At 57.0% G+C, this 17,399-nt stretch carries 17 protein-coding genes and 1 pseudogene; 8 read left to right on the forward strand and 10 right to left on the reverse strand.

The window, feature by feature from the left end; translation table 11 throughout:
* Positions 1–88 precede the first annotated feature (88 nt).
* The 5 genes from ACYVRZ_RS06870 (at position 89) to ACYVRZ_RS06890 (ending at position 5,119) form a co-directional block, all read left to right on the forward strand.
* Entirely contained in the window at positions 89–1,867 is a 1,779-nt protein-coding gene (locus ACYVRZ_RS06870; protein WP_461225904.1) for a helix-turn-helix domain-containing protein, read from the forward strand.
* Positions 1,864–2,058 (forward strand): DUF6440 family protein, encoded by a 195-nt coding sequence (locus ACYVRZ_RS06875; protein ID WP_461225905.1) that lies wholly within the window; start codon positions 1,864–1,866, stop codon positions 2,056–2,058. Before ACYVRZ_RS06870 ends, ACYVRZ_RS06875 begins: the two co-directional genes overlap by 4 nt.
* A gap of 489 nt (positions 2,059–2,547) precedes the next feature.
* Positions 2,548–4,026: an ABC transporter permease gene (locus ACYVRZ_RS06880; RefSeq protein WP_461225906.1), complete on the forward strand. Its 1,479-nt coding sequence runs from the start codon at positions 2,548–2,550 to the stop codon at positions 4,024–4,026.
* A gap of 9 nt (positions 4,027–4,035) precedes the next feature.
* Positions 4,036–4,719, forward strand: coding sequence for an ABC transporter ATP-binding protein (locus ACYVRZ_RS06885; RefSeq protein WP_461225907.1), 684 nt, complete (start codon positions 4,036–4,038; stop codon positions 4,717–4,719).
* A gap of 142 nt (positions 4,720–4,861) precedes the next feature.
* Positions 4,862–5,119, forward strand: a complete 258-nt coding sequence (locus tag ACYVRZ_RS06890; RefSeq protein WP_461225908.1) for a hypothetical protein — start codon at positions 4,862–4,864, stop codon at positions 5,117–5,119.
* A 99-nt stretch (positions 5,120–5,218) separates the two neighbouring features.
* Here the strand turns inward: ACYVRZ_RS06890 and ACYVRZ_RS06895 are convergent, their stop codons facing one another.
* The 5 genes from ACYVRZ_RS06895 to ACYVRZ_RS06915 all read right to left on the reverse strand — a co-directional run bounded on the left by ACYVRZ_RS06895 (position 5,219) and on the right by ACYVRZ_RS06915 (position 11,572).
* Complete coding sequence (locus ACYVRZ_RS06895; RefSeq protein ID WP_461225909.1) at positions 5,219–7,102, reverse strand: DUF4097 family beta strand repeat-containing protein; 1,884 nt, start codon at positions 7,100–7,102, stop codon at positions 5,219–5,221.
* A complete protein-coding gene (locus tag ACYVRZ_RS06900; RefSeq protein ID WP_461225910.1) occupies positions 7,077–7,436 on the reverse strand; it encodes a PadR family transcriptional regulator in 360 nt (119 codons plus the stop codon). Before ACYVRZ_RS06900 ends, ACYVRZ_RS06895 begins: the two co-directional genes overlap by 26 nt.
* A gap of 157 nt (positions 7,437–7,593) precedes the next feature.
* A complete protein-coding gene (locus tag ACYVRZ_RS06905; protein WP_461225911.1) occupies positions 7,594–8,076 on the reverse strand; it encodes a DUF4811 domain-containing protein in 483 nt (160 codons plus the stop codon).
* A complete protein-coding gene (locus tag ACYVRZ_RS06910; protein WP_461225912.1) occupies positions 8,073–9,536 on the reverse strand; it encodes an MDR family MFS transporter in 1,464 nt (487 codons plus the stop codon). Before ACYVRZ_RS06910 ends, ACYVRZ_RS06905 begins: the two co-directional genes overlap by 4 nt.
* Positions 9,537–10,417: 881 nt before the next feature.
* Complete coding sequence (locus tag ACYVRZ_RS06915; protein ID WP_461225913.1) at positions 10,418–11,572, reverse strand: cation:proton antiporter; 1,155 nt, start codon at positions 11,570–11,572, stop codon at positions 10,418–10,420.
* 297 nt (positions 11,573–11,869) lie between these two features.
* Here ACYVRZ_RS06915 and ACYVRZ_RS06920 point away from each other — a divergent pair, with 297 nt between their 5' ends.
* Together ACYVRZ_RS06920 and ACYVRZ_RS06925 are read left to right on the forward strand one after the other, a co-directional pair.
* Positions 11,870–12,193, forward strand: coding sequence for an ArsR/SmtB family transcription factor (locus tag ACYVRZ_RS06920; RefSeq protein ID WP_461225914.1), 324 nt, complete (start codon positions 11,870–11,872; stop codon positions 12,191–12,193).
* A 360-nt stretch (positions 12,194–12,553) separates the two neighbouring features.
* The gene (locus tag ACYVRZ_RS06925) at positions 12,554–13,219 is read left to right on the forward strand and encodes an oxidoreductase (protein WP_461225915.1); all 666 of its coding nucleotides are present in this window, start codon (positions 12,554–12,556) and stop codon (positions 13,217–13,219) included.
* 589 nt (positions 13,220–13,808) lie between these two features.
* Here the strand turns inward: ACYVRZ_RS06925 and ACYVRZ_RS06930 are convergent.
* On the reverse strand, positions 13,809–14,606 hold the full coding sequence (locus ACYVRZ_RS06930) for an MFS transporter (RefSeq protein ID WP_461225916.1): 798 nt from the start codon (positions 14,604–14,606) through the stop codon (positions 13,809–13,811).
* Positions 14,607–14,630: 24 nt separating this feature from the next.
* Complete coding sequence (locus ACYVRZ_RS06935; RefSeq protein ID WP_461225917.1) at positions 14,631–15,218, reverse strand: MFS transporter; 588 nt, start codon at positions 15,216–15,218, stop codon at positions 14,631–14,633.
* A gap of 130 nt (positions 15,219–15,348) precedes the next feature.
* Between ACYVRZ_RS06935 and ACYVRZ_RS06940 the strand changes: the two genes are divergently transcribed.
* The gene (locus tag ACYVRZ_RS06940; RefSeq protein ID WP_461225918.1) at positions 15,349–15,909 is read left to right on the forward strand and encodes a TetR/AcrR family transcriptional regulator; all 561 of its coding nucleotides are present in this window, start codon (positions 15,349–15,351) and stop codon (positions 15,907–15,909) included.
* Between the two features lie 83 nt (positions 15,910–15,992).
* On the opposite strand, the gene ACYVRZ_RS06945 is transcribed toward ACYVRZ_RS06940, so the two are convergent.
* From ACYVRZ_RS06945 to ACYVRZ_RS06955, 3 genes and pseudogenes are all read right to left on the reverse strand, one after another.
* On the reverse strand, positions 15,993–16,166 hold the full coding sequence (locus tag ACYVRZ_RS06945; protein ID WP_461225989.1) for a hypothetical protein: 174 nt from the start codon (positions 16,164–16,166) through the stop codon (positions 15,993–15,995).
* A pseudogene (locus ACYVRZ_RS06950) lies at positions 16,097–16,483 on the reverse strand (MmyB family transcriptional regulator). Before ACYVRZ_RS06950 ends, ACYVRZ_RS06945 begins: the two are co-directional and overlap by 70 nt.
* 83 nt (positions 16,484–16,566) lie before the next feature.
* Positions 16,567–17,112, reverse strand: a complete 546-nt coding sequence (locus tag ACYVRZ_RS06955; protein WP_461225919.1) for a helix-turn-helix domain-containing protein — start codon at positions 17,110–17,112, stop codon at positions 16,567–16,569.
* Positions 17,113–17,399: the final 287 nt, after the last annotated feature.

A 17,399-nucleotide genomic window follows, 5' to 3' on the forward strand; every position in this document is an offset into this window, starting at 1 on the left:
TTTTTGATTGCCGCGTGGCGGCAATCGCCTGGCACCACTTGCCAGCGGCTTGCCCCGGCGGGATAATGTTGGCAACGAGGAGGGATCGATGATGGGGACGCGACAGTTGGGGCAGTTCTTCAAGGCGGCGCGGCTTACCCAGGGGCTGACGCTCGAGCAGGCGGCCGGCGACTGGTCGGCCGCGACCCTGTCGCGTTTTGAGCGCGGTGAAACCGACATCGCGTTGGCCTCGGCCTTCACGCTGATGCGGCGGCTGGGTATCGAAACCGCGGATCTAGCCGCCTTGATGGCCCAAGACCCCGGGCAGGTGCCGGCACTGTTGCCGCTGATGTTCACCGACCAGCGCGAGGCCATTCTTCAGGCTAAGGCGCGGTATCTGGCCGCCCATGCCGGCGAGGACGATGCGGCCACGGCACTGATTACGACTTACTGCGACGCGGCGGCCAACTGGATGAGGCCGGAGTTTGCGCTGACGGCCCAACAGGAGCAGCAGATTGCCGACCTGATGACGGCGCCGCGAACCTGGCACGATTTCGAGCTGACCTTGTGCAGCGCCTTGATCGGGCCGGCCAGTCCAGAGCTCATCGGCCTGTTGTGGCGGCAGAGCCAGGCGGTGGCGTTCCCCAAGGTCACCAATTTTCACCTAATCGTGGCGGCGCTGTTTTTCGCCGGGCTGGCGACCGGCGACGCCGCGCTGATTGCCGCAATGGTGCCGACGGTTGAGGCCGCCACGCGCGATTCGCGCTTCGACCGCGTGTTGTTCGGGCCGCTGCCGCGTTGGCGCTTCGGACTGATGCTTGCGGCGTGGCAAACCGGCACCGCCGAAACCGGGAAGCTCGAGGCGTTCTTGGCCAGCCTGGACGCGATCGACGAGCCGGCGATGGCCGGCTACCTGCGCCGCGTGTGGTGGCGGGTCGCGGCGGCGGTGCCGCACCACAACCGCGACTTAGTGGCCGCACCACTGCAGGATGTTTTGCCCACGCAGCCCGGTGAATGGGCGCTACTGCGGCGCTCTCAGCTGCACCTGACCGCCCAGGCGGTCAGCGTGGGTTGGGCGGCGTCGACCACGCGTCGCTTCGAACGCGGCCAGACGCAGCTGGGGCTATCGCGGGTCTTTGCGCTGTTGGGCAAGCTGGCGCAGCTGTCTACCAACTTCAGTCGCTGGTACCCGACCCATCAGCCGATGGTCACGGCCAGCGGCGCCATGGTGGCCGCGTGGGAGCAAAATGCGGTGCCGGCCGCCATCCGCCAGATTGTGCAGGATTATGCGACCACTTACAAGGATGTGCTGCCCTGGCCGCTGTGGCGAGCCCAGCTGTCGGCGCTGGTCGGCTCGGCCGACACCGCGATTCCGGCAGGGGACCCGCTGCGGCCGACGCCGGCCGATCAGGCGCAGCTGTTCAGCCGGCTGGTCACGGTCACCCCTTACCACGCAAGCGAGCTGTGGCTGGTGGCTTTGACCGGCAGCTGGTTTTCCGCGGCGCAGTGCGTGGCCTTGGCCAAGCACTTGGGAGCGGCGCTGGCGCCGGACGCCGGCTACATGTCGCGGCTGCTGGGCGTCGGCGCGGTGATGAACCTGATGTTTCGCGTGGCCGAGGACGACCGCGGCCAGCTGCCGGCCCTGCTGGCGGCCGATCCGCACATCCAGCTGGCCGACCAGCTGGAATACGCCGTCATCGACTACCACTTCAACCGGCGGGTGATCGCCTGGCTGATCGACCCGACCGCCGCGACCCAGGCGGCGGTTCAGGATTTCGCCGCTCACATGGCGGTCGTCGGGGTCGCGGGACTGTTGCCCGAGCTCAAGGACACTTGGGCGAGCAACGGCGTCACAATGGAATGGCTGAAGGCCAGGAGGCAGGTATGATGGTAAGTAAGGAATCGCGCTTTGTAGTGGTGGAAAAGGCACCCGTTGGTTGGGCTCACGTGGCGGAGGTTCTGGTCGACCGCGAGACGCGGGTGCAGTACGTGGTCATGACCGTCGGCAGCGGCGGCGGCCTGACCGTGCTGGTCGGCGCCGACGGCAAGCCGCTGTTGTACGAGGAGCCGCTGGATTAAACTGGTTAGACTTGGACGCGGCGCCACCCTGTCGTCAATTGACGGGGTGGCGCCGCGTTTTGGTGTGGCCTGATGCTGGTCGGACGGATAAGCGCCTGGCGCCGCCCTCTAAACGGGCTTTGCCACGCAACGCGGGAGCGGCTAGCGACGCCGCGCCGCTCGTGGCCAGGCCCGGGCCTCAAGCGTCACGGCTAGGCTACCCGTCCCGCTAAGTTCGCTCGGCGCCGCCCTCTAACCGGGCTTTGCCCGGCATCGCCGCCGCGTCCAGCTCAGTCCAGTCGCCGGGCCAAGGTCGGGCCCAACGCCTGGCCTCACGCTGGCCGGGCGGCTAAGCGCCTGGCGCCGCCCTCTTACTTTCTTCCCTTCCGCAACCGACTTTAGCCGCATTTTGTTCATAAATTCACCATGTTTGGTCGGTAACTTGAAGCTAGTCATTCGTTGACGAGACTTGAAGGCGGCCGCGGTCGCCTTCGTAATGGAGGCGACACAATGAATTTTGCCAAACGCGCGTGGTTGAACCTGATCGCGAAGAAGGGCCGGACCGCACTGCTGATCCTTGTGACAAGTGCCATTATGTTATTCGTGATGGCCGGCCTGCTGATCAAAAGCGCGGCCAACCAGGCCACCGAAAATGCCAAGGACAGCATCGGCGCGACGCTGACTTTGAGCGCCAACCGCGAGGCGGCGTTCAAGAAAATGCGGGAAAGCGCGACGGCCAGCGACGGTCAACCGACCAAGCCAAGCGGCAAGCCCAGCCTGAGCATGTCCCCGGTCAAGCTGAGCACGGCCGAGAAAATCGCCAAGCTGACCGGCGTTGAGAGCTACAGCGTGGCCGTATCGACGTCGGCCAACGCCAAGAGCTTCGACGCCATCACCACAAGCTCCGGCCAAATGACCGGGCCGATGGGTGATAAGGGTGGCGCAAGCACCGGCGACATCACCGTCAGTGGGGTTTCAAGCACCGCAAGCTCTGCCAACTTTAGCGACAAGACCTACGTGATCAAGAAGGGCCGCGGGTTGACCGCCAGCGACAAGAACACCAACAACGTGGTGATTGAAAGCGAGCTGGCCACCGAAAATGACCTGAAGGTGGGCGACACCATCACCATCAAGAACGCCGCCAAGACCAAGACCTACAAGCTCAAGGTGGTCGGCATCTACAAGGCTAAGTCGACCGCCAGCACCACGATGGGCGGTGGGATGATGGGTGGCGGCGACCCGTCCAACACCATTTTCACCAGCTACACCTTCGCCAACACGCTCAAGGGCACCAAGTACAAGGACACCGCCGACTCCGTGGTCTTCACGGTGACGACGCCAAGCAAGGTCGCCAGCGTCAAGAAGGCCGCGACCAAGCTGATCTCCAGCAAGTTCAGCCTGACCGCCGATGACCAGTCCTACCAGATGGTCAAAGCGTCGATGAGCTCGGTGACTAGCTTCGCCGACAAGATTGTCTGGCTGGTCGCCATCGCCGGCACCATCATCTTGGCCCTGATTGTGGTCTTGATGATTCGCGAGCGGCGCTTTGAAATCGGCATTCTGCTGAGCCTGGGTGAAAAACGCGCCAAGGTGATCGCCCAGTTCTTCGTCGAGCTGTTCGTGATTCTCCTGGTCGGCGTCGGCATCGCCAGCGCCGGCGGGCAATTCGTCGGCGACAAGCTGGCGGCCCAAGTCGTCTCAAGCGCTCAGACCACGACCAGCAACACCAGCCAGCTCGGCGGCATGCCGGGCGGCCAAGGTGGCCCTGGCGGCATCCAAGGCGGCAGCCGCACCGGGGCCCCGAGCGGGATGCCGGGCCAGGCCAGCCAGCAAAAGGCGCAGACCAAGCAGGCCAAACTCGCCACCAAGGTCACCTTCAAGAGCGTGGCCATCCTGTTTGGCCTCGGGCTCGCCATCATTTTGATCGCGATTCTGGCCGGCGCCGGTGGCATCTTGCGCCTGAACCCCAAGCGCATTCTGATCGGATAGGAGGAAGCTATGCTTAAAACCGAAAACCTCACGTACTGGTACAACGATCGCGACCAGTACCTGTTCAAGGACGTCAACCTCGAGTTCGAAGCCGGCCACAGCTACGCCATCGTCGGTCAGTCGGGCTCCGGCAAAACCACGATGGTCTCGCTTCTGGCGGGGCTTGACACCCCCAAGGCCGGGCGCATTCTGATCGACGACCAAGACATCAAGAAGCACGGGCTGACCAACTACCGGCAAAGCCAGGTCGCCATTGTTTTTCAGGCCTACAACCTGTTCACCTACATGTCGGCGCTTGAGAACCTGATGACCGCCATGGCGATCACCAAGGCCAAGCACAAGGGCGACAAGGCCTACGCCAAGGGCATGCTGACGAAGCTGGGCCTGACCGACGAGCAGATGACCAAAAACGTTCAGAAGCTCTCCGGCGGCCAGCAGCAGCGCGTCGCCATTGCGCGAACCATGGTCTGCGACGCCCCGCTGGTGGTCGCCGACGAGCCGACCGGCAACCTCGACGAGGACAACACGACGGAGGTGATCGCGCTGTTCAACCAGATCGCCCACGAGGCCGGCAAGTGCGTGATCATCGTCACCCACGAGCCAACTGTCGCCGCGCAGTGCGACGGCGTGTTGCGCCTGGCGCATCGCACCTTCACTTGGGAGAAGCAGCCGCAGCCGGCCGTGCCGGCGTGAGTGAACCCAGCCGAGGCCCTTCAGCGCCGCACTTACCGGGTCGCGCCCAATTCGCTGACCGAAAAATGCCGTCGAACCGAAGCGGCGATCGTGGTACACTGAGACTACTAGGCCGCATCGCGGTCGCCTGGAGGGAATCGACATGATCAGTAAACTCATTTTGGTACTGGCGGTCCTGGTGCTGATCGGCGCCAGCTACTGGCTGTTCACACGCCCGAACGCGCGAAAGGAACTCTTCGCCCGAGACGTGTTCGTCCTGCTGGGGCTGCTTGCCATGGACCTCAGCCCCAACCCGCACAACTACAAGTGGTGGCTGGTGCTGATTTTGACCGTCGTGGCCATCGGACTGTTGGCCAAGGACCTGGTGTTGCGCAAGCAGGCGCCGCGCTTCGCTCGCTAGACCGCTCGGCGACTGCAAAAAGGCTACCGCGTTCCCCAATTATTGGGGGATGCGGTAGCCTTTTTAGGTTGTGACGGGCGGATTGCGGCTCGGTCTGTGCTAGGCGTTGTGAATCGCGATGTCGCCGTCTCCGGTTTGCACCGTCAGCGTTGCGGTCGGCTGGGTGCCGACCTGGCCGTCCTTGTGGTGGTGCTTGTGGCGGGTGTTGGTCGCACCGCTTGGCTGGTGAATGTGACCATCGCCGGTGGCCAAAGCGAAGGTGAAGCTGGCGGTTGGCGCAAGCCGCACGGTCACGTCGCCGGCGTTGGTGACGGCGTGAAGGTCCTCACTCAAGGTCGCGCCGTCGAGGGTCAGATCGCCATCGGCGGAGGTGAAGCTGCCACCGGTCACCGCGGAAGCGCGGATGTCGCCGGCGTCGGTTTGGACGGTCAGGGTGGGGGCGGTGACGGCCGTCACCGCGACGTCACCATCTGCGGTTTTGGCGGTCAAAGCGGCGGTGGTCAGCGGCCCCAGGTCCAGGTCGCCGGCGTTGCTTGCGGCTTTGATGGCGCCGGCCACCTCGGCGTCTTGCAGCGCGACGTCACCGTCACCGCTTTGAAGCGCTAGGCTACCGGCTCGCAGTGTCTGCAGCGTCAGGTCGCCGGCGCTGGTGGTGAGGGCGGCGGTCGTCGCCACGGTGACGGCACTGGCGCTGATGTCGCCGTCGGCCGTGGTGAGGCGCAGGCTTTGCGCCATCACGCTGTGCAAGGCGAGGTCACCGTTGGCCGAACGGGCGGTCAGGTCGCCAGTTTTGACTTGCGTGAAGGCGACGTCGCCGTTTTGGGACGCGATGGCAAGCGTCGGCACGTTCAAGTCGGTGGTGGTGACGTCGCCGTTGGCCGTCTTCAGGCTCAGCGGCAGCCCGTGGAGCCCCGCGGCCTCAATGTCGGCGCTGCTGGTCACCTGCAAGGCACCGGTGAAGCGGGTCGGCACGGCGACGGTGATCTGCGACCAAAAACCCAAGCGCTGGCCGTTGATCAGCATGCGAAACGCGTGGCGCGGCCTTTTGCCGTGCGTCAGGGTCCAGACGCCGTTTTGCAAAGCGTAGTGGCCGTCCAGCGTCGGGTCGTTCTTGCCGAATTCCTCGGTGATGGTCAGATCCGGATCGTCGGTGGCGCGAATGACGATCGGGTCATCGGCGTAGTCCAGCGCAATGGTGGTCACGCTGTCCAGCGCCACGCGAATCGTGTTGGTTCGGGCCGGTTCGGCCGCCGCGTGACGTGCGGCGAGCTTGGCCTCGTGCTTGGCGTCGTGAGCCGCGGCCTTGGCCTGGACCCGGGCATGCGCCGCACTGGCGCGGCCGGCCGCCGCGGCTTCCTTAGCCTGGTTCTTGGCCTGGGTAGCGGCGGCCTTGGCCGCTTCGCGAATCGCGTCCAGCTCCGGGGCTTGGGCGAGCTTGGCGGCCCGAACCGCCTTGGCCGCGGCGACATGGGCCGCCTCGCGAATCGCCGCGATGTCAACGTCCGGGGCCTGCGGGGCGGCCGGAATGTCTGGGATGTCTGGAATAGCGGGGATATCCGGAATGTCGGGAATGTCCGGCGTTGCGAAAGCATCCGGGATGCCCGGCATCGCCGCGGCCTCGGGGGTCGCCGGGGTCGCGGGAGCCGCCGGGGTTGCGGGAGCCGCCGGGGTCGCGGGATTGGCCACCTCGGCACTGGCCGCCGCCGGAGCGGCCGGTGGCATGGTTGGCGCCAGGTTGCCGCGCGGCGCGGCCGCGAGCCGCCGCACCCCGAGCTCGGCCAGCAGGTCCTCAATCGACCCGAAGTCTTCGAAGGCCTGGGTCACCGCGGTCGCCGGTTCGGTGCCGCCGGCGATTAGGTCGTCGGCCGCGTCGCTCAAGTTGCTGGCGATTTCCTCCCGCAGCTCGCGACTTTCGGCCGTAGCCTCGTATTGTCCAAAGACCCGCTCGAGCAGGTCATCAATTCGTGTGTGCTTCGTGGTCATCGATCAGTCCTCCATTAATCAAGGCGTCCAGCGTGGCTCGCGCCAGCTGCCAGTTCGCCCGTTCTCGTGCCAGCTGCTCAAGCCCAGCCGCCGTGATGGCGTAGTACTTGCGCCGGCCACCTTGGCTCTCGTCGCCCCAGTGGCTGCTGATTGCGCCGGCCTTTTCCAGCCGCTTAAAAACGGTGTATAGCGTCGCTTCGTTAATCGTGTAGGCGCCGCCGCTCAAGGCCTTAACGTCCTTGGTGACCTGGTAGCCGTAGCTTTCGCCTTGCACCAGGACGTTCAAGACAATTGCGCTGAGGTAGCCTCGCACCATGTCCTTGGATAATTCCACACTGCACCTCCCACCGGTTGTGCCGGTTCGTCGCGACCTCGCGACCCGATGGCCTTACTATAGCACAACTACTTTGTAGAGAGTAGTACTTAACGCAAAAAAGAACCAAAAAAGCCGCCGACGCAGAATCTGCGAGGGCGGCGCGAATCAGTTGCAATCACTTGATCTGCCAGTCAGCCGGCACGGTGAAGGTCACGGTGCGGTGCAGGCGGTAGCCGTTTTGTCCGCTCCAGGCGAACAGGAAGGCGGCCCAGGCGTTGCGGTAGCGCAGCTGGCGGTCGGTGGTGGTCACCGTCGCCTTGGTGCCACGCTTGATGGCGACCGTGGTGGTCATGCCGCTGGTGGCGGTCAGGACCTTGTGCTGCAGCGGGTTGGTGCGGTACAGCACCACCGGCGCCTTGGCGCGGTTCTTGGTCACCAGGACCTTGGCCGTTCGAGTGCCGACCAGCGGTTCGCGCTTGGTGACGGTGACGGTGGTTAGGCCGAAGCGAACGCTGTCGTTGGCGGCGATGCCGGCCGCAGAGAGAATCAGCAAGGCGGCCAGGCTCCACATGCCTATGCGGCGGCCGCGGCCGGCCGGGGCCAGGACGGCGATGAAGAAGTAGGCGATGGCAGACAGGGCCATAATGACGAGAATCATGCGCGGTCACCTCCATCCAGCGCGTCGTTTTTGAGGCGGAAGCTCAGGGCGAACCCAAGCGCCGCGAAAATCAGCGAGACCACGAAGGCGGCGCGGTAGCCGGCCACCGTCGCGTCGGCCGTTTGGGTCAGGTAGCGCAGCGGGGCGGTCAGGCGCAGCGCCGCGGCCGGGGCGTGGCTGCTGGTGACCGTCGACAGCACCGACACCAGAATCGCGGTCCCAATCGACGCGGCGACCTGGCGAATCGTGTTGTTGACCGCGGTGCCGTGGTTGATCAGGTTGGCCGGCAAGGCGTTCATTCCGGCCGTGGTGACCGGCATGGTGACCATCGTGATGCCGAACATCCGCACCGTGTAGATGACGGTGACGAACAGGATCGGGGTGTCGGCGGTCAGCGTGATCAGCGGGAACGTGCCGACCAACAGCAGGAACAGCCCGGTTTGGGCCAGACGCTTGGCGCCGATGCGGTCGAAAATGTTCCCGGTGATCGGGCTCATGATCCCCATCATGATGGCGCCAGGCAGGAGAATCAGGCCGGAGTGGAAGGCGGATTCGCCGCGGATGGTCTGGATGTACATCGGCAGCACCATCTCGACGCCGACCATCGACATGAAGGCCACGGCGGTGAGAATCACGCTCAGCGTGAACTCGGAGCTGGTGAACACGCGCAGCTCAAGCAAGGGTTTGTCGAGGTGCAACTGCCGGTGGACGAACAAGGCGACGAAGATGATCCCAAGGGCCAGGGTTGCCAGCACGATGGGGTCGAACCAGCCGCGGTCGCCGACGGTGGAGAAGCCGTACAGCAGCGACCCGAAGCCGAGCGTCGACTCGACGACGCTCAGCAGGTCGATTTTGGGGTTGGTGGTTGGTAACACCTTGCGCATCGAGTAGCAGGCCAAAAGCCAAACCAGCCCGGCGATCGGCAAGATGACGGAGAACAAGGCTCGCCAGGAGTGGTTGAGCAAGACCCAGCCGGACAGGGTCGGGCCGACCGCCGGGGCCAGCCCGATGACGATGCCGGCCAGGCCCATCGCGCTGCCGCGTTTTTCAGGCGGAAAAATCGAGTACATGACGGTCTGGAAGGTCGGTGCGGACATGCCGACGCCGACCGCCTGGGTCAGCCGCCCGGTCAACAGCACCGGGAAGCTCGGGGCGAAGCGGGAAATCAGCGTCCCCAAAAAGAATATCCCGATGGCGGTGAGGTACAGGTGCTTGACGTTGAACTTGCTGAGCAGCCAGGCGGAGACGGGAATCATGATGCCCATCACCAGCATGAAGCCGGTGGTCAGCCACTGCACGGCACTGGCGTTGATGTGAAAGTCGTGCATCAAAGTCGGAAACGCGGTGGTCAGAATCGTCTGGGTCAAGAAGGTGGTGAACGTCCCGATGAGCAGCGTCGCCACCATCAGGCCGCGGTTGTACGGCTTGCCGTTGACGTCGGTGGGTTGAGGTTGTGACATATTGAAGTAATCAGTCCTTTCATGCGGTAATCGGTGAAAAGTGCGGCGCAACTGAGCATAAAAATTGGCCGCCAGAAGCGACCGGAGTTGAGGCATTGCGCCGTGAAATTGGTCTACAAATAACTACTGTAGTCTTTGCTTACAAATAATGCACGTGCAAAATGACGTGATGTCACATGCTTTTGCGGCCGGGGCTTTCATTCGCACGGCTGGCGGCCATGAAAATTCCACCGGTGGAATATGCCTGGTGCGTTTTCTGAAAGCCGCTGTGGCCGCCGCGTCACCAATATTTCCCGGGAAATAATATTCTCGAATGCTTAAATCTAATAATCGCAGTATAACGCGCTTTTTAGAGCGTATTGTTGTCCCAACATTATTTAAAACGCTGTTGGAATGTGCCACTAATGTGTCATCTCAAGTTTAGAGTCTACTGATTTTCAGTAGGCTCTTTTTGTCGAGATTAAGTGCTACAAACACTTCTTCCTTGCATTATAGGTCCAAACTAAGGTATTTCCTAAGAATACGCTCAAATGAAAGCGCGAAATTTATGATTGCCGAGTTGCTGGATGAGTCGTGCTGAGCCAACGTATTGTGGTGGCCGCCGTGTCATTGAACATAGAAATCAGTAAATTCCTCACCAATCCCAGCTGGCGATCTCATAATGGATTGGAGCGGATCAATACGACGTTGCCTCTGATCGTTGCGATGGCTTAGTTCTGGCGCAATCACGATTAGCATACGCGTCAAATCGGTTTCAGGTTACAAACCGCCACAGTATTAGACGAAGATACGCTGTGGCTACAATACCGTGTGACTGATCCGCAAGGGGAGTAAACAAATACCGCTAATCCGCGATTTAAGGATTGGCGGTATCTTTGTATCTAGGCGTTAATGCGACGCGCGGCATGTTTGAGCAGAAACGGTGCCAGCAACGTCGTTAAGATGACTGCGGTGATGATAGCTGAATAGTAATCCCCGCTGATCAGCTTGGCTTGATAGCCGATCTGCGCAATGATCAAGGCCATTTCTCCGCGTGAAACCATACCTGCACCGACTAAGTATGATTCATCTAAAGTAAACCCGGAAAATTTGGCGCCGCTGCCTGCGCCCAAAAGCTTAGTCAGCGTTGCCACAACGGTCAAGACGACGATCAATAACAAGTCGTGTTCGATTCCAGCTAACGACATGTTCAGCCCAATCGAAACGAAGAACACGGGAATGAAAATCGCGTAGCCGATTGGTTCAATACTTTGATCGACTTCATGAGCGACGTGCGTCTGGGCAATCGCGATCCCGGCAAAGAAAGCGCCAATCACCGCGCTCAGCCCGATCAGATCCGCGATATACGCCATGCCAAAACATAAGATCATAGCCATCAACGTCGGTCCGACTGGAATCAGTAATTTGGTCCCGAGCTTGGCGAGAATCGGGGCGATGAAGCGCACGACGAAATAAATCGCGACAAAGTAGATCAACTGCTCCAAAAAAGTCAGGGCTAGTGGAATTTGCGTGGTCGAACTCGTCGTCGTGCCCATCACACTGACCATAATGCTGAGTAAAACAACCGCTAACACATCATCGACTACCGCCGCGCCAAGAACTGTTGAACCACTTTTACTATCAAGTAAGTTCAACTCCTTCATCACGGCCACCGAAATCGAAACGGATGTGGCAGCAAAGATGACACTCAAAAACAGGCTTTCAAACTGGGTCAGTCCGAACCAAAGTCCAACTGGATAAATCAGCGCCATCGGGACCAAGACGCCCAACAATGCAACAATCACACTAGGACGTAAGTATTTTTTCAACAACGTGAGATCACTCTCTAATCCGGCAATGAACATCAAGATAATGACCCCGATTTCTGAAAAAATATGGATAAACTCATTGGGATGCACCCAATTCAACAATGCTGGGCCAAGCACGATACCAACGAGCAACTGACCGATTACTGCCGGAACGCCAATCCGCGCTGCCAAGTGGCCGATTAAACTGGTAGCAATCAAAATGATGATAAGTGCGCCTAAAAATTCCAAACCAAAACCTCCTCATACAAAAAAACGTAAGCCAAGTACCTCTTTCACACCCCTGAAAGAGAAAACCTTGAGCTTACGTCAACCGATTGATCTATTTAAGTTTTAATAACATCTTTTCAATTTTAGCAAACCGTGCCGCCATCTTCAAGTGAAGCACACATCGAGCCTGGGTTACGGTTCTTGAAAAAAAGCTGATTCTCTATGTTTATGTCCTCTAAATTGTACTTGACAAAGATTACAGAATAAGTTTTAATGTTTAAGAGGTTAAACGCTAGAACTATTATACGAGAGGTATCGATGACTAAACATAATTCAGAGGAAACGGTGGCGATTTTTCAAAAAAGCGCGCCGGTGTTGGCCATTTTGCTCGATGAGAACCGGCAACGAATTTTGCTGATGCTTTGCCAAACCGATCAACTTACCGTCAGTGAAATCACAGATCGATTATCGCTGTCACGCCCAGCAGTCTCGCATCATCTCAAGTTGATGCGTGATGCTGGGATATTAGCGGTCAACCAAGTCGGAACAGAGCGCTACTACCGCACCAACATGGCAGACGCACTCGGACTACTCAAACAACTGGTCACCGCGCTCGAGGCAGATGTCGCAGGTAAAGAATAGTCGTCTTGGACGACCATTTTTTAGACCTGTATGTTTAAATGCCTAAACGTTGAAAAATGGGAGAAAATCATATGAAACAATCTATCATGTTTCAGCCACTGATGTTGGCTAACGGCACTAAAATTAAGAATCGGTTCATGAAACCGGCAATGAGCGAAGTTATGGGTGATGCGCGTTTTCGGCCCACAGCGCGCTTGATCGCACTTTATCGATCATGGGCCAATGGCGGCACAGGCTTGTTGATCACTGGTAACGTCATGATCGATGCTCAAGCGATTAGTGAAAAAGGTAATGTGGTGATTGAAGACGATCGCGACTTGCCGCTGTTGCAAGAGTGGGCCAAGGCCGGTAGCGTGAACGGTGCGCAAAACTTGGGTCCAGCTGAATCATCCCGGTCGTCAAGCTGCCAAACACGTCGCCTTACATCCCGTCGCACCAAGCGCTGTGCCACTGGAAGGGCCAAATGCTTTTGCGTTCAATCCACCACGGGCGTTGACTATTGAAGAAATTCATGCAATCGTGGCCAAATTTGCCCGCTCGGCGGCGATTGTTAAAATGGCTGGGTTTGGCGGTGTGCAGATTCACGCCGCGCATGGCTATTTGCTCAATCAGTTCTTGTCACCATTATCGAACCGCCGCACTGATGACTACGGTGGTTCACTTGAGAATCGGATGCGGATCATTGAGGAAGTGTATTTGGCCATTCGTGAACAAGTCGGTGCTGCGTTTCCAGTCGGCTTGAAGATTAACTCCTCTGATTTTCGTGCTGGTGGTTTTAGCGAAGCGGAATCAATTCAGGTGGTCCACCGGATGGCGCATTTAGGAGTAGACCTGATTGAAATCTCTGGCGGTAATTATGAAAACACAGTGATTCAAGGGGACAATCGTAAGGGCGCCTTCTTCATTGACTACGCTGCTAAGGCAAGGCGGGAATCGATACCCCAATCGCCGTCACCGGAGGCTTCAGAACATTACACGGAATGGAAACCGCGGTCACCAATCATGAAACCGAAATGGTTGGCTTAGCACGTGCTACCGCCTTAATTCCAGGCTTACCCAACCAGGTCAAAAATGGCACCTTCACTGAAATCAACTTGGATCGGCTTTCGACTGGACTGCCATGTCTAGATCGCAAAGCTGGTGCTTATATCGGTTTGAGCTACTACGAAATGCAAATGGTGCGTATCGCTGGCGGCAAACCGGTGAAACTGACGAAAAACGCTTGGCGTCCATTGTACTTCGCGTTTCATACTCAAGGTTGGTCTGTATTGATGCCGCAGCGGGCATAGAGATGGCATGGACATTATTTGTGCCAAATAAGTATTTTCAATCTAGCACCGACCTAGTCACAAACAATCTAAGACTAGTCCCCGCCATTTCAGAATAATATGATCCGTAATGGTCACGTGAATGTATATGGAGCTCCCGCCACGCACAGCGAAAGTTCGGTTTTACGCGACGGGCTTCTTTTTTGCTAGTCGTTACAGTTCAGCCTCTTTGAGGAGCTATTCTGGAATGTGTATTGCTATTTAATAAAACGGGCAAGGATCATCTGCATGATGAGATGATCCCTACCCGTTTTATTTGAATCAATTGAGTTTTTCGCAGTCGATAGTTACTCTTCGTATGCCAGCACTTCGTCAGATAGCGGTTCTTCTTTCAGCGCCAAAGACAGCACCAGCAAGACGACTGCGACTGGGATCGTCCAGTTGAAGACGGCTTGGTAGGCTACCAGCGCATGGCTGCTGTGAGCGGCCAGCGTCACGGCGAGGATCACGCCGTAGATCGCCGATCCGAACGCCCCGCCTAAGGTCTTGAAGAAGTTCAACACGCCAGTCGCGGTACCAAGGTCTTTGATAGACACCGTATTTTGGCCTGCCAACAAGCTGATCTGGGTGTACAAGCCGACGCCGAGGCCGATTGGAATCTGCCAGAACATGATCAGCCACGTCGAGCTGTCAGCGGTCAGGCGGCCGAGGCCGAAGAAGCCAATGCCGATCAAAACGGCACCGATAATTGGAAAAATTTTGTACTTGCCAGTTTTTTCAATCACAGACCCGGCGATCATCGTTGCCACAATCATGGCAACCATCGTAGGTGCAATGTAGAAGCCAGACTGGCTGGCGGAAACGTGGGCGATGGTTTGCGCAAACATTGGAATGAAGATCATCGAGACGAACAGCGCGGCGGTCGACAAGGCGAACATGATGCTGGCGTTGACGAAGGTGCCGTTTTTGAACAAGGACAACGGCGTCAAGGCGCTGTCTTTTTGTCGGTGTTCAACCACCAGATAAGCGATTAGTGACACCACGGCAATGGCAATCATCGTATACATCGACCCGGAGTTCCACGCCACGCTTTGACCACCAAGGGTCACGACCAGCAGCGTGAACGTGGTGAAGGCTGTGGCCAACAACCCGCCGAAATAGTCTATTTTCTAGGCTTGAGCATTGTTGCGTGGCAGATGGAGCTTGAATGCTTGTAAGATCAAGGCAATCACACCGATCGGCAGGTTGATGAAGAAAATCCATCGCCATGACAAGAATTGAACGAAGTAACCGCCGAGAATCGGCCCGTCGACCAGACTGATCATGCTGATCAAGCCGAACAGTGCCTGATACTTGCCGCGGCTTCTCGCAGGCACAACGTCTGCCATCACGGCCTGGACTAGCGAGTTCAAGCCGCCGGCACCGATGCCTTGGAACACCCGCGCGGCAATTAGAAGCGGCATCGACGTTGCCAGGCCGCTCATCAGCGACCCAAGCAAGAATATGGTCAAGGCAATCTGTAAGATATTCTTGCGCCCGAAGATGTCGCCGAGTTTGCCAAAGATCAGCGTCATCACGGCGCTGGTCAACATCAAGCCTGTGATGATCCAAGACGACAAGTTCAGCTGGCCGAGGTCAGCGACAATGCCGCTCAAGGCGGTAGTGGTGATGGTTTGGTCCAGCGATGACATGAACAAGACGAGGCTGAGTGGCAGAAACGTCCAGAACAGGTTAGTTGGCTTGGTGGTGGTTTGCATAAATGCTCCTCTTTCCTAAAATGTTACTCGGTAACTTTTTTTGCAAAGAGCATCATAACAGCCACGCAACTTATTGTCAGAAAAAAGTTACCCGGTTACTTTTTAATGTTATTTGTGCTATGATGAAATTATGGGAAAACGAGAAGAGAAGAAACAAGCCAAACGTGAGGAAATCTTCAACATCGCAATCAAGTTATTCGACGAACTGGGCTACGACAATGTCACCACCGCGCAAATCGCGGCCGAATGCCACATCGCCAAGAAGACCCTCTTTCAGTATTTCGCTTCCAAAGAGGACATTATCTTTGAAGACGAAGACGAACTAATCGACACAGTAATCGCTCAGATCTCTGGAGAAGGTGACGTCTGGGGCCTATTTGTTACGTGGCTATCCAGCAACCATCGTGATTCGGATGCAGATCACGCAAGCATTCCAGAGGCGTTGCGGTTACCAGAAATTATCGAGGCAAACGACACGTTGTTCGGTCGCCTTTTGAAAATGTGGGCTAAGTATCAAGTACGGCTAACGGACTTTCTAGTGAACGAACGAGGATTTTCATATTTGCGGGCCTCTGCACTGGCGGATATTATGGTTCATGTATTAAAGGAAAGCTTTTCGCAACAACTATCCATAAAGGAAATTCTGGATGCACATGTGAGCGTCGCAAAGATGTGTATGGAATCGAAGTAAAAACAAATCAGCGGTTACTTGGCCATAACAAGTCAACGGCTGATTTTTTTGTGGTGTCTGAATGATTGCCAATATTTATTGGTTCACTCATCCATAATTGCTTGTAACTTATGATGTGTCGCCTGATCACCTGCATCCTCAAACACAACGTACAGATTAGCACCAGGCACTTTTAAGACACTTTCAATTAAGTACAATTCGCCGACATCTGGATTATCCAATAATAAATATTGGGTTTTGAAGTCTGATACTGCCAACGCGTTCCACGTTGCCAAAAAGTTGGGTCTGCCTTCACTGAATCCAATATTTTGAGTAAAGATCCGGAATCGAAGGCTTCACTGTAACTCTTGCGAAACACAGCGGTAACGTATTGTGAATAGTGCGCCCACCCTGACAAGCTGTTTCGGAAATAATCACTATTGAATGTCCGCCAAACCCAATTGCGAGTCGAGGGCAACTACCGATCCCAAATGCCATACAAGCGCTGAAAACTCTCATTGGTAGCCAACAAGGTTAAATCTCTGTTCATGATGAAGGCTGGGGCAGGATCGTGGGCGGCAATCAAGGCCAGCAAGGCGTCACCGACTGCTTGTTTTTTTCTCGTGGTGGCAGCAAATTGACCAGATTAAATTATATCTAGTCCATCATGGTTGTCTGTCAATCTATTTTCCGCTCATCGTCTTGGTAGGCTTGTATAAACCTAAGCTCCTGGTAAACTTGGTGAATTTCCTTAATAGGTATGTCTCGATACTTGGATTGTTTCGTAATTTTTCGACCATTCTGATCCGTCTCTGGTTCACCATCTTCATCAACAGGTGTGTATGGACGGAAGTATTGCATTATTTGCTCAAGCTGTTCCGATAATCCATCTAGTTGTCGCGGGGAGAAGTCGCCCATCATGTGCATCACTCTGCGTATCTCCGCAACTTTTGGCATATACTCATCAATTCGATCAAGTACGGCCGTAGTTTCTCCAACTGCGGTCTCTTTTTCTGTTCTCAACAACTCTGACGGCATAACATTAAAGAATTTAGCAATACCGAGTAGGTTTTCGTAGGTTGGATGATTGATCTCACGTTCCCAATTTGAGATTGCTTGTCCGTTAACCTTAGCATCTAAGCGTTCGCCCAGTTCTGCTTGCGATAACCCGCTTTGAATACGAAGCCGCTTTAGATTTGGGCCAAAATAGTGCACTTTTGTCATATTGATCACCTCATCATCAGATTACCAAATAGCAATATCTGTATCAAGATACACAACTACATTTGAAAGTTATGTAGCTATGAAAAGGCTAAGGAAATCGGTTGAAAGCCTTGGTATCATTGCGGTAACGTATAGATTGTTAATACGATTAGTGACGAAAGGAGGTAACCTCGCCGCCGTGCGCGGCGTGCAGCGCGAAAGCCGCTAGCGCGAGCGGCGGCGGTCGGCGTTAGCCGGCCGCCTCAAGCCCCCAGTGTCTAATAGGGGGGCGATAGTATGACAGAATA

Source organism: Lacticaseibacillus suihuaensis (genome assembly GCF_054785075.1).